This is a genomic window from Shewanella sp. KX20019, from assembly GCF_016757755.1.
Lineage (GTDB): Bacteria > Pseudomonadota > Gammaproteobacteria > Enterobacterales > Shewanellaceae > Shewanella.
In genome coordinates this window covers 229,495-242,391 of record NZ_CP068437.1, presented here as the reverse complement: position 1 = coordinate 242,391, position 12,897 = coordinate 229,495, and the positions used below count along the sequence as shown (strand labels likewise).

Sequence of the window (12,897 nt, the reverse complement as noted above, 5' to 3'; positions counted from 1 at the left end):
TAAGCTCGAGTATTAGCGGTTCTAGGTTCTAGGTTCTAGGTTCTAGGTTCTAGGTTCTAGGTTCTAGGTTCTAGGTTCTAGGTTCTAGGTTCTAGCAAAGCATAAAATCAACATCAAAAGCCAAATGGTGTTTTCTGTTGCTCTCCTAGCAGGACGTAGTCCGTCCTAGCAGTGAGCTGGCGAACGTCCTAGTACCTAGGACCTTCTAAGCATTCAGATAGGTTAGGCCATACCTTTTCTATAGACCTAGTGACTACTACCTGTTTTCTCTAATGCCTTTAAAACGCTCCCGCTGCACCGGGAAACACTACCGGGCTAACATTACCATTATCACCTACGCTGGCAACGCCAAAAACATAGTTATCGATCACGAGATTTTCTAATATAAACTTGCTGACGTTGCCCACGTAACGGCTATGAGTCCATTCCGACTCTGTGGTTAAACGCCAATAGACTCGGTAGCCCACAACATCCTTTTGTTTAGTCGCATCCCAATTTAACGTGGTACTTGCAGATACTTGCCCCTTAATTGTCACCTCTGTTGGCGGTGCAGGGGCCCACGCCATAGACGCTAAGCTAATGGCATTTAGTGCGGTTAGCTTTGCATTGAAATTAAAATCTACGCCTTCTATTACATCACCATAAGCGATACCATTTTCAACCCGGATATCTTGATGTTGACGGTTGTAGTTCTCGTTGGTTTCCATAATTCGCACAGCAGGCAAACCCGCTTTATTAAACGGCAGGTGGTGACCACCACGACCGAAGCGATCTAGACGATACACCAACATGACATCTAAGTTAGTCATGTATTGGTCTGCTAAGGTTTTAATTTTTCGCGCTAGATTACGCGATGCCGAATCATTTTCGCCGCCACTAAAGTAACGCTGCTTGGCTTCATCGATGGTTTCGGCAATGCGTACGCCTTCGGAAAAAACTCGCACTGAGTGGTTGTCGATAACGCCGTTAATGCCTTCTATGTTACCTATCATGTCATTGTTCAGTACGGCTTGAACTCGCCAACCTTCATCTTTAGCGTATTGCGCCAGTGTTGCGCCGCCGTATAACCCCTGCTCCTCACCCGATAGCGCTGCGTAAACAATGGTGCCATTAAATTGATATTGAGATAACACCCGCGCCGCTTCTATCGCTCCCGCCACCCCAGAGGCATTGTCGTTAGCCCCCGGAGAGAGTGACGTTGCATTCATCACATCGGTCACTCGTGAATCTATATCGCCACTCATCATCACGACACGTTTGGGATCGCTACTACCACGCTGAATAGCAATCACATTAACCACTTCGGTAGGGTTAGGAATACGTTTTCCCGTCACGGTATCAGCCAGAGTGATTATCTCTAAGCAACCACCGCAGGCTTTAGATATCTGCTCAAATTCAGCCTTTATCCAGCGTCTAGCCGCACCTATGCCTTGAGTATCTGACTGCGTATCTGAAAGAGTATGTCGAGTACCAAAACTGACCAGCTTCTCAACGTCTGCATGTAAACGCGCAGCGCTTGGTGCTGAGGCTATATCATACAGGCGCATATCCTCTTCAGAAGGCGCCACGTTAGATCCACTGGCCGTAGCGTTTGCTGCCATAACAGAGAAAGCAATTACAGCAAGCGGTAGGCTTGAGCGTAGAGAAAATGAACCCAAACGAGAACCAGAGCGAGTATTCATGTGATTATTCTATTGTTGTTATTTTGTGCACCACTTTAGCAAAACGGCAGCACTTACGGTTAATAAAGCCCCGCTCAATTGTTAGTAGTTATGTCCGCCAGAAAACGGTACTACCATGAGTGAAAAATACAGTCGTTCTGACTATACTAGGTCAATGAATTTCTGTTTTATGCTCTAATTCAATGGCGTTCTAGTGATCATCTAATACTGTATCAAGCTCAGCAAAAAACCAGCGCATCACCGGACCGATCTCTTTGTCACGTCGATTCACCACGCCAATTTCAACTAATAACGGATTGGGAATATATTCGGTTGAGAGCTCTAGCAACTCATTTGAATACCACTCCGTATTAGCCACATGCTCAGGCACGAGTGCCCAACCTACACCTTGCAGTGCTAAAGCAACCATGTAGTAATAGCTGTCGATATACCAATGGTTTGCCGATAATGGCTGGCTTTGCGACTGACCAGTTCGGTCACAAATCGCCAGTTGCCGATATTGCATCAATTGCTCTAGTGTCGGTGTAGGTACTTTCGCTAAAGGGTGTTTAGCCGATACCACCAAGCTATGTTTGAATTGACCCACTGACATAAACTCGAGTGCGTCTGGCAGTGATACTGTATGAAACATTATGCCAATGTCAGCGCGCCCCTCATCCACCCACAACGCTATATCTTCTTGTGAACCATTGATAATCGTCAGTTTAAGCAACGGAAAATTAGTCGATACTCGCTGAAAAAAAGTTTCAAAGGCATTTACAGGCACGGCTTCATCCATCGCCACAGTGAGCGCAACTTCTTCGCCTAATGTTGCCGTCATTGCACGAGCATTTAATCGTTGGCATTGGGCTAGTACTGTTTGCGCTTCGATAAACATCTCTTCACCCAATGGCGTTAAGATCGGCAATTTAGCGCTGCGATCAAATAGTTCAAAACCAAGGTCTGCTTCTAGATTACTGATAGCTGTACTCACCCGTGATTGCGCCTTGCCCATGCGCCGACCTGCCGCAGAGAATGAGCCTAACTTAACCGAATTTACAAATGCATTTAGCTCATCTAATGTCCAATTCACAAGCTCTCCTATATCTAAAACAGATAGAAACTAACTTTGTTCAATCTCAATAGCAGGGTAACCTGCCGGCTTACGTACTTCAACACTGTAAAGATAATGTCAGCATTCACACCAACATCAGCTCAAAACCAAACCATCCAGCAAACGTTCTGGCGCTATACCTTGCCCGCCGTTGCGGCCATGTTAGTCAATGGCTTGTATCAGATTGTCGATGGCATCTTTATCGGTCACTACATTGGGTTTGAAGGGCTAGCGGCGATTAACATGGCTTGGCCTGTTATCTATTTTATGGTGGGCTTTGGCATCATGGTGGGGATGGGAAGCGGTAGCTTACTATCGATTTTACGCGGCAGAGGCGATACCACCGCAGCTGCAACAATATTAACCACCAGCATGATACTTATGCTGGTATTAGCGGCCGCATCAACCCTCATCCTATTGGCCAGCAGTACCTATTTATTGCAAGCTCAGGGCGGCGTCGATACTACGTTACAGATGGGGCAAGATTACATTGCGGTATTTACCTGGGGTGGTATTGCTACCGTACTAGCAGCGGCACTACCATTTCTAATCCGCAATGACGAAAATCCTAATTTGGCCACCATATTGATGACAATGGGAGCGGTGATTAATATTGTATTAGATTACCTGTTTATCGGCGTTTGGGAGTTGGGGTTAAGGGGCGCTGCTATTGCCACCATCACCGCCCAAGTGATCATTTGTATGATCGGTTTAGGCTATTTCTTATCGCGTTATAGCAACATAAAGTGGCCAGCTAAATTTAGCCTATTTAATGTAAGCTTTAGCCGACAGATCATTTTACTCGGTTCATCAAGCCTGTTTATGTACCTCTACACTAGCTTTGTGTTTGCGCTGCATAACCGACTTTTTATGGAGTATGGTTCACCATTAATCGTTGGCGCCTTTGCTATTGTTGGTTATCTAATGGTGTTGTATTACTTTGTCGCCGAAGGTGTTGCAGAGGGTCTGCAACCTCCCGTTAGCTACTATTATGGCGCCGAGCAGCATGAAAATATCAATAAGATGTTAATGCTATCGCTTAAGGTGACTTTTATCGCCGGGATCAGCTGGACCTTGCTGCTGAATGTGTTCCCCGAGTTTATGGTGGGACTGTTTAATAGCAATGACTCTGCATTGGTCGCAACAGCGGCAGAGGGGATCCGCATGCACCTATTTGCGATGCCTCTCGATGGCTTTATTGCGTTGGCATCGGTGTATTTTATGGCAACTAACCAGGGTAAAAAAGCGCTTATTATCGCCTGTAGCAATATGCTGGTTCAGCTACCTTTCCTGTTTATTTTACCGAAACTTATCGGTGTCGACGGTGTATGGTTAGCGATGCCGCTGTCCAATATTGCGCTATGTACTGTGGTCATTCCGTTGGTGTATTTTGATATTAAAAAGCGTCGCCAACTGGGTAACAGTGATATCAACACGCTTGATGCTGTGACGATTTAGGCTTTGCGGTAGCGTTGCAGCAGAATATTGACCCGCTCGACATAGGCTTTTGTCTCTGGAAATGGGGGAACACCATGATACTGCTCGACCCTCGACGCACCCGCATTATACGCGGCGCACGCTAAGGTAATATCACCATCAAAGCGCTGTAATAATTGTGCTAAATAGCGGCTGCCCGCCGCAATATTTTGACTCGGTTTAAAGGCATCAGTGACTCCAAGTTCTTTGGCCGTCGCAGGCATTAACTGCATTAAACCTTGCGCCCCAGCCTTTGAAAGAGCCGCAGGCTTAAATGCTGATTCAGCATGAATGACAGCGCGGATAAGCGCAGCTTCTACACTGTAGTTTTTTGCTGCTAATCGAATCTCTTCTTTATACTGTTGGGTATATAGCGGAATTGACTGCCAATTGATATTGGAGCTGGGTTTGCAAGCATAACAGTCATAAATACGCACTTGATAATGCCCTGTCTCTGGCGGCCGATCGGAAAAAACCACCACTCCATCTGCATTTTTGTAGTGATAAACCTGCTCAGGAGCACGGGCAACTGGCAAAGAACGAGTTGACACTTTCTTACTGCCCAACACACTCTTGTCAGACGGTTTCGCCACGAAATGAGGCTTGCTAGTTTGTGCCCAGCTGCACATGCTAAAAGCGACTAAGCACGCTAATAAGAAGGTTTTAATCATAAACCTATCGACTTATCGAGTTTAAGCACCTCGATAATGGCAAAGAGTTGCTTCATCTCTTTATTAATCTGGCTAAACTCATATTCAAAAGTAGCCCCTTTAAATATCGATGCCATCTCAAAACGATTATCTTTGCTTTCCAACATGATCAGTAGTTTATCGCGATAAAATGCACACTGGATCTTGTTATCAAAGCTTGATGATAGGGCTTGTAGGCGCTCCATAAAGGTGACGGTTAACAGATACCTTGCCTCTATTTGATCGGTTGAGAACACATCAAACTGCTTTTCAAAAATAGGATCTTCGAGCTTTACCCGCTCTAAGCCTTTAAAACTCCCTGATAAGAAGTTGATGAGCCCGCCACGGTTTTTAACCACCACGGTATGACCTTTAAATGCTTTATGACTACTGAGCTCTATCATCAAGCCTTTAAACACAGTCACTGTGTCGGTGGTTTTATCCCGCTGAACTTGCTTAGTTAGATGTAATTCATTCAGTGCAATTTCAACACCCTTGTAGGTACCTTCAACATAATCATCGAAATTAGCGCTGTCATAATGGGGCAAAATTTTTGAAGACTTAAGCCCTTTAAGGCTCATTTTACGATCGCGACTAAAGACAAAATCACTACCGAAATATTTGAATATTTGTGGATAAACCCGCTGTTTTACATCTTGCTTATAGTGTTTAATCGGCCGATTTATCCACCATAAAAACGGTAATAACAGACCAGCCAATATCAAGTAAAAAAGCTCGGGTGTTGAGCCTTGAGTGAGCATGGGTTCAAACAGAAAGGCCAGAACAACCAGAGCGACATAAATTGCAGCGCTTAAATAGAGCCTGCCACGGCAGGCTTTAAGACTTGAAATTCTGGCATTTTCAAACTTACTGGTTAGCGGTTCAATGTGCTGTTGGTAGTGAGCTTTAAAAGCATCTTGCTCATTTGCTGATGCTGAAAGTCTATCACCACCACGTAATGCCTTAATCGGCGCACCAAAAATAAAACCAATAATATTCATAGAGCCGTCATTTTAAGTCACTGAGTATATGGGTAAGTATCGCCCTATTAAGAGTAGGCAAATAATTGTTGCCTACTCTTAATAACGAAGGAGCAAGCAGCCAACTGTTATTTGTCCTGATTCATTATGTTTCCAATGCACCAATAGCTATTGTCATAAAGCAAATAAACAAAAACTGGTAGAGCATTGAAAATAATGAGTATTTCACTTTACTACAACTGCCATTTTTAACGTATTTAATATATGTAGGTTGAGATAGTCGATCATAAAGAAACCAAAGAGGCAAAAGAATTAAAAAACCAAAAGCATTGATATCTTCCTTGAAATAAAACAGCCCGATAATCCTCATGACCGCGCTGATATAACTACGGCCTGGTCGAGGTTATTACTTTAAAAAATCAGCCGCATCTATAGGGGCTTTTGATGCTTCGTTCGCTTCATAAAAAGGCATCACTTTAACACTCGCCATTGATGCGATGATTGAACCAGGAAAGATCTCTACCGCAGTATTGAGCTCAGAAACGGCACTATTATAAAAACGACGCGCAGCTGAAAGCTGAGCTTCGACTTCGTTGTAGGTTTGCATTGCTTGCAGCATGGTATTGTCAGAGCGAAGCTCAGGATAGTTTTCGACGTTAACCATCAATTGTGACATTTTTTGATTGAGCAGTTCAGAGACCTCTAAATGCGCTTTAACCGCATCAGGATCGGTATCACTATATCTCTCAACGGCTTGAGTTCTGAGTGCAGTGATCTCAGTCAGAAGTGATTTTTCATGGTCCATGTACTTCTGCGCAATCTTTAAAATATTTGGCACTAAATTCGAGCGCTTCTTTAACTGCACATCAATGCCAGATAATGCTTCTCGGCCTGCATTGCGTTTTTTGATTAAGCTGACATACCAGAGGTAGGCGATAATCACTACCAACCCTAAGCCCAACAAAATACCTTCCATTACATATCCTTATTGTTATTTTAGTGCCCTTTTTTATAGGCATCTTTACCAATGCGCTGGAAAAACAATCATTTTTGGCGCTATTCTTGGCTTTAGTGGCAACTACTGTTACTCATTTAGCCGCCGAAATCCAGCCTAATAGCGCCCCTCGCAAGCAATTTTCGTGATGTTTTTTAACGCACTTTTCACCAAGTTGGTACTTTTATGGCTGAAAAATCATATTGAATCACTGTAATTTAAGGGTTTAGCGCCATTAATGAGTGAACTTTACCAAATTAAATTGAACGGCTAGTTTATCAACAGTGAAATAATTTATTACCTTATTATTCAGCAATTAAATGCATTATTCATGTAGTGCTTTTTTGTACAAACTGACAATTATCGACGCGATTTCCACTACAAATTCACTGTAAAACCTATATTCACAACTAGTTGCTGCTGAATCCGTCTATGACAGCCAAAATTCAACGTTAAACTCACACTGACTCAATATTTAACGAAAACCTAGCAGACCCATTATTCAGCTTAGATACAGCTACCCAACCGTATAGTGGTGACATCTCAAGCAACATTGTTAGACAATCAATCCCTTTCGGACTCATCAATTATGAGTCCTTTTTTTTACCTAAAAATTGATAGTTACTCCACAGTGGGAACTGCTATTAGGCCATAGGTTCAACATTAATAACTGTTCATCAAATCAGGTATCTACATTCAGCTTTGGTACAGCCGCGCAGAGCTATATTAGAGTCATCCCCAACGGACAGTTATTTTGTAAGTTTCAACCGTATATTGTTACCAATCAATCCCTTTTGGACTCATTCGACATGAGTCCTTTTTTTTGCTTATTTTTAAAGATCCCCTCTGCAATACTCCCTGTATCGAGCGTTAGTGAGCTTTACCACATCTTTTAAGGTTCAATTAATTTTTGTTATCCATCATGCAAGGTCGGTTTACATTTCCCTCTAGATTTAAGCTTTCTCCCTATGGAGCGAGACATCTTAAGAACAACCGTGCAAGATAATTAGCCCATAATAAACATAAAAATAATTAGTGAAGGAAGATCACATGAGTACCGATAAAGGAGAGAGCTTGCCTCTACCTAACAATCCATCCTCTAACCCAAATGATAAGCCCAGTGGTTGGTTTGTAAACTTCCTCAATGTTGTTGAACGCTTAGGTAATTTACTGCCCCATCCCATTACGCTGTTTGCTCTATTTTGTGCTGCAGTAGTAGTGATTAGTGGCATTGCAGGCTACTTTGAACTCACCGTTATCGATCCACGACCAGAAGGAGCGTCAGGACGCAGCGCCGATGGTCTTATTCACGTTGTAAGCCTAATGAACGCCGAAGGCCTACGGATGATAGTGTCTAATCTTGTCACCAACTTCACCGGCTTCACTCCGCTGGGCACCGTTTTGGTTGCGCTTTTAGGTGTAGGTATTGCAGAGCGTTCAGGTTTGCTTTCAGCCGCAATGCGCCTACTAGTGATGGGCACTTCAAAACGCCTTGTCACTCTTACCATAGTATTTGCAGGTATTGTATCTAACACCGCAGCCGAGCTTGGCTATGTGGTACTCATTCCAATGGCAGCGATGATCTTCCACTCGCTCGGTCGCCATCCATTAGCCGGCCTAGCCGCTGCATTTGCTGGTGTCTCGGGCGGTTATAGTGCCAACCTCTTACTCGGTACTGTTGATCCTCTTTTATCCGGGATCACTGAAGCTGCAGCGCAGATGATCGACCCTGAATACCTTGTTGGCCCAGAGGTGAACTGGTATTTCATGTTTGTTTCAACCTTCTTAATCACCTTCTTAGGCGCGCTTGTTACCGAGAAAATTGTTGAACCCAAGCTGGGGAAATACGACCCTAGTGAAGCGGCAACGGATCTTAGCGAACAGAAGATGGACGGGGTGACTGACTTAGAGAAAAAAGGCCTTAAAGTTGCTGGTATTGCGGTCCTGGCGATGTCGGTGTTACTCGCGCTTACCGTCGTACCTGAAGGTGCACCATTAAGGAACCCTGATACCGGTCTTGTGGCAGGATCTCCATTTCTGAAAGGGATTGTTGCCTTTATCTTTGTCTGTTTCGCCATACCTGGACTAGTTTACGGCAAAGTGGTTGGCAGCATGAAACGCGATGTAGATGTGATTAATGCTATGTCTCACAGCATGAGTAGCATGGGCATGTACATCGTACTGGTGTTTTTCGCCTCGCAGTTTGTCGCCTTTTTTAAGTGGACCAATTTAGGTGCCGTACTGGCTGTATCGGGTGCAGACGCATTAAATGCGATAGGTTTGACCGGACCATTAGTCTTCGTACTGTTCATTATGATGTGTGGCTTTATTAATTTGATGCTTGGCAGTGCATCAGCTCAGTGGGCCGTGACAGCGCCTATTTTTGTCCCGATGTTGATGCTGGTCGGTTATGCACCAGAAACTATTCAAGCAGCCTATCGAATTGGCGATTCAGTCACCAATTTAATCACTCCAATGATGAGCTATTTTGGCCTCATTCTGGCCGTTGCATCGCAATATAAGAAGAATCTTGGCATAGGCACATTGGTTGCGACCATGCTGCCATATTCCATTGTGTTCTTTATCGGTTGGACCTGCTTCTTCTTCCTATGGGTATTTGTTTTAGGTCTGCCTGTCGGACCCGGGGCTGAAACTTATTACACCCCTTAAATTCAAGTGACAGCTTTGAAAGCTGTCTTTTAATTAACGCCTCAATGCAATCATTGAGGCGTTTTATATGATTTGACTAAGGGGACGGCCATTGAACTGCTACTGAATCCTGCACCTTCAAACTGATGAGTATCCTTGCTGCGATCTATTTTCTAAAATCAGCAGTTCTCTGACTTACTCATAGCGTAGCTTCAGCGATGGCCTTGCACTAGCAACTTTATAGGCTATGCTTGCCACCGTCAGCCAAGTAATCACAGTGACCAAAGTCACCGCTAGTCCATAAGCCAGTATCGATTGCGATACCCGTTCATTGAAGTTATTTAGCCAATCATCCACAAGCCAATACGTCACAGGAAAGGCAACCACAGCACTTAATAACACCAACAGTAAAAACTCTTTCGCCAGTAAGTTCACTAAACCAAATACCGTATCACCCAGCACTTTACGAATGGCCACCTCTTTACTGCGCCTTAATGCGCTAAACGAGGCTAAACCTAAGATCCCAACACAGGTTAGAAGGATTGCAAGCATTGAGAAGATCATCACCACCTGAGTGACTTGGCGCTCCGGTTGATATATTTCATCATAGTTGTTTGCTAACAGCTCTACCTCTGAAATGGCTTTATTCATCTGCCTTTGCAAAATAGTCTCTGCCTCCGCTTTCACTGCAGCGTATTGCAGCGGCTCGAAGTTAATCACCAGCCGAGCCTCATTTTGATAGGACATGCCGCAGATGACGATGACTGGTAATGATGCATCTTTTACTGAGCCGACTTTTAGATCTTCAATCACACCGACCACTTTGCCTTTATCGGCTTGGTTAAAGCCGAAGGTTTGTCCGACAGCATCTTGCGGGTTGCTAAAGCCAGCCAATTTAGCTAATTGCCTAGTGATCAAAATCGATGCGCTGCTCGAACCATCCTCGTGCTTTTGAAACCAATCAGCAGCAAAATCTGCAGAGAAGTCACGCCCGGCGATAAGATTAAAACCGTGAGTCTCGACGATATCAAAACCGGCTCCAACAAATGGGATCACTTCACCCTCTTCAGAGCTACCATCCCAGGTAAACCGAATCGAACTGCGTATAACTTCAGTTAAATCATTATCGATGGCAGACACTGAGTTCACACCGGGGATCCGTTTGATCTCACTCAGCAGAGCAGAGTTATTCACAAAGAAAAGTTCATCTCGATCTAGACCAGAAATCAACATCTTATGTTGTTTTTCATAACCTAAAGGTAGCGTATTGAGTAAGTCCAATTGTTGATATAGCGTGATTGAACTGATAATCAATGAAATAGACAGTGCCGATTGCAATACCAACAAAGATTTGCGCACCCAGATAGCCGTTTTACCGCGCTGCAGATCGCCACTTAATACCCTTTTTGCGCTAAAAGAGGAGATAAACAGTGCAGGGTAAAGCCCAGCAACTAGACCGACTAAAACGGTGATAGCCGCAATAAATCCACTAAAACTAGACGCATAGTTCAGGCTTAACTCGCGTCCAACAAGTGTATTAAACCACGGCAGGCTAAGCTCAACAATTGCGCAAGCTATCACAGCGGCGATGGTCGATAACAGAATCGATTCGGTTAAGAATTGGCTCACTAATTGCGTTTTTGAAGCCCCTAAAGCCTTGCGAACACCGACCTCTTTTGCTCTTTGACTCGCTTGTGCGATGCTCATATTGATGAAGTTAACGCTGACGATCACAATCAGTAATATACTTAAACCAATACAGATCAATACCGTGGACTCTGAACCGCCCTCTTTAAGCTCAAAACGAGTATGCGATGTTAAATGAATTTGCGCCAAAGGCTGTAGTGTAACCTTTACCACCTCTTGAGATTCATAGGCCATCTCATTTAGCATCTCTGTAAGCTTATTGGCAACCAGAGCCCGGTCAGCCCCTTCGCGCAATCGTAAGTAGTTATAGCTGTTATTTGAGCTGAGGCTCAACTTGCTCAACATCTCCGGCGTCATTTGTGCCAGAGAGCGAAACGCAAAATGGCTATTATCAGGCAAGTCTGCAATGACCGCCGCAATAGTCCAATGGCCTTCTTGGCGTTGCAAGGTGTCACCAACCACATCGGTACGGCCAAACAAACGCAGCGCTTCTGTTTGAGTAACAATCAACCTATCTGGCTGAGTCAATCCTGCTTGTAATGAACCGTCTAACACTTGAATATCGATAAAGTCCAACAGGTTTGGTGTAGCACTATACATATCTTCTAACTTTACATACTCCCCTTTAATGGTGACCTGGTCGTCGGTAAGCCCGTTTAAAATAGTCAGGGTGAAAACAGCCGTGATGTCAGAGATATTGCCTGTAAACTTCTCCAGCAGCGGACTCGAAACGGGTGCGGTAGCGGCAATGGGGTAAAAATACTGAGAAACCCTATAGGTGTTTTCATGTTGTGGCTGAAACTGATCGAAAGAGCGTTCAAAATTGACAAACAGAGCCACTAGAATTGCCGCTGCTAGTCCAATCGATAAGCCAAATAAGTTAAGTAATACATGCTGCTTTTGACGGCGAAATGCTCGCAGCGCCGTCACTAAATAGTTATTAAGCATACTGCACCTCTCGCTGCGCTTCGGTAGCATTGTCGAGCATTATTTGCCCATCAAACAAACGCACCACTCGGCCAGCATACTTAGCATCTTTCTCAGAGTGGGTTACCATCACTATCGTCGTACCAGCTTGGTTTAGCTCCTGCAGCATGGTCATCACCTCTTCGCCATTTTTGGAGTCTAAGTTACCTGTTGGCTCATCCGCGAGGATTAGTTTTGGGTTAATGACTAATGCTCTAGCGACCGCGACGCGCTGTTGCTGCCCGCCCGACAGCTGCTGCGGCAGATGTTCCGAGCGGTGATCGATCCCCACCCGCTTTAACATCGCATCTACCCGAGCAACACGCTCTGATTTCGGCAGACCTTGATATTGCAGGGGCAGCTCTACATTCTCTCTAACGGTGAGATCATCAATCAGATTGAAGCTTTGGAAAACAAAGCCAATATTTGATTTTCTAACCTGAGCTAACTGCTTTTCACTGAATTGACTGAGCTCTGTACCATCAAAATAAAACTGCCCTTTTGAAGGGGAGTCAAGCATGCCCAGAATCGATAGTAGTGTTGATTTTCCGCAACCAGATGGGCCCATGATGGCAAGAAACTCGCCCTCGCCTATACTCAAAGAGATATCATTTAGCGCAGTTGTTTCTACGTCTTCGGTACGAAAGATACGTGATAAGTGTTGTAATTTAATCATTATGTTTATCCCTAAATCGCTAATTATTCTGTTATTTATATTGCA

General features: G+C 44.3%; 9 protein-coding genes. 2 read left to right on the top strand and 7 right to left on the bottom strand.

All coding sequences use genetic code 11. From position 1 onward, the window contains the following. Positions 1-278: 278 nt before the first annotated feature. Both JK628_RS01025 and JK628_RS01020 read right to left on the bottom strand, forming a co-directional pair. The gene (locus tag JK628_RS01025; RefSeq protein WP_202289661.1) at positions 279-1,601 is read right to left on the bottom strand and encodes a M28 family peptidase; all 1,323 of its coding nucleotides are present in this window, start codon (positions 1,599-1,601) and stop codon (positions 279-281) included. A gap of 271 nt (positions 1,602-1,872) precedes the next feature. Next, the gene (locus JK628_RS01020) at positions 1,873-2,754 is read right to left on the bottom strand and encodes a LysR family transcriptional regulator (RefSeq protein WP_202287440.1); all 882 of its coding nucleotides are present in this window, start codon (positions 2,752-2,754) and stop codon (positions 1,873-1,875) included. 96 nt (positions 2,755-2,850) lie between these two features. Between JK628_RS01020 and JK628_RS01015 the strand changes: the two genes are divergently transcribed. Beyond that, the gene (locus tag JK628_RS01015) at positions 2,851-4,233 is read left to right on the top strand and encodes an MATE family efflux transporter (protein WP_202287439.1); all 1,383 of its coding nucleotides are present in this window, start codon (positions 2,851-2,853) and stop codon (positions 4,231-4,233) included. On the opposite strand, the gene JK628_RS01010 is transcribed toward JK628_RS01015, so the two are convergent. The 3 genes from JK628_RS01010 to JK628_RS01000 all read right to left on the bottom strand — a co-directional run bounded on the left by JK628_RS01010 (position 4,230) and on the right by JK628_RS01000 (position 6,896). Beyond that, the gene (locus JK628_RS01010; protein WP_237524104.1) at positions 4,230-4,844 is read right to left on the bottom strand and encodes a lytic transglycosylase domain-containing protein; all 615 of its coding nucleotides are present in this window, start codon (positions 4,842-4,844) and stop codon (positions 4,230-4,232) included. The two genes, JK628_RS01015 and JK628_RS01010, sit on opposite strands and share 4 nt — an antisense overlap. 74 nt (positions 4,845-4,918) lie before the next feature. After that, the gene (locus JK628_RS01005; protein WP_202287437.1) at positions 4,919-5,941 is read right to left on the bottom strand and encodes a DUF3137 domain-containing protein; all 1,023 of its coding nucleotides are present in this window, start codon (positions 5,939-5,941) and stop codon (positions 4,919-4,921) included. Positions 5,942-6,326: 385 nt separating this feature from the next. Continuing rightward, the gene (locus tag JK628_RS01000) at positions 6,327-6,896 is read right to left on the bottom strand and encodes a LemA family protein (RefSeq protein WP_202287436.1); all 570 of its coding nucleotides are present in this window, start codon (positions 6,894-6,896) and stop codon (positions 6,327-6,329) included. 1,068 nt (positions 6,897-7,964) lie between these two features. Between JK628_RS01000 and JK628_RS00995 the strand changes: the two genes are divergently transcribed. Further along, positions 7,965-9,584 (top strand): AbgT family transporter, encoded by a 1,620-nt coding sequence (locus tag JK628_RS00995; protein ID WP_202287435.1) that lies wholly within the window; start codon positions 7,965-7,967, stop codon positions 9,582-9,584. 174 nt (positions 9,585-9,758) lie between these two features. On the opposite strand, the gene JK628_RS00990 is transcribed toward JK628_RS00995, so the two are convergent. Further along, positions 9,759-12,158, bottom strand: coding sequence for an ABC transporter permease (locus JK628_RS00990; RefSeq protein ID WP_202287434.1), 2,400 nt, complete (start codon positions 12,156-12,158; stop codon positions 9,759-9,761). Next, positions 12,151-12,852, bottom strand: a complete 702-nt coding sequence (locus JK628_RS00985; RefSeq protein WP_202287433.1) for an ABC transporter ATP-binding protein — start codon at positions 12,850-12,852, stop codon at positions 12,151-12,153. The genes JK628_RS00990 and JK628_RS00985 overlap by 8 nt, the downstream gene beginning before the upstream one ends. Between the last annotated feature and the right edge of the window lie 45 nt (positions 12,853-12,897).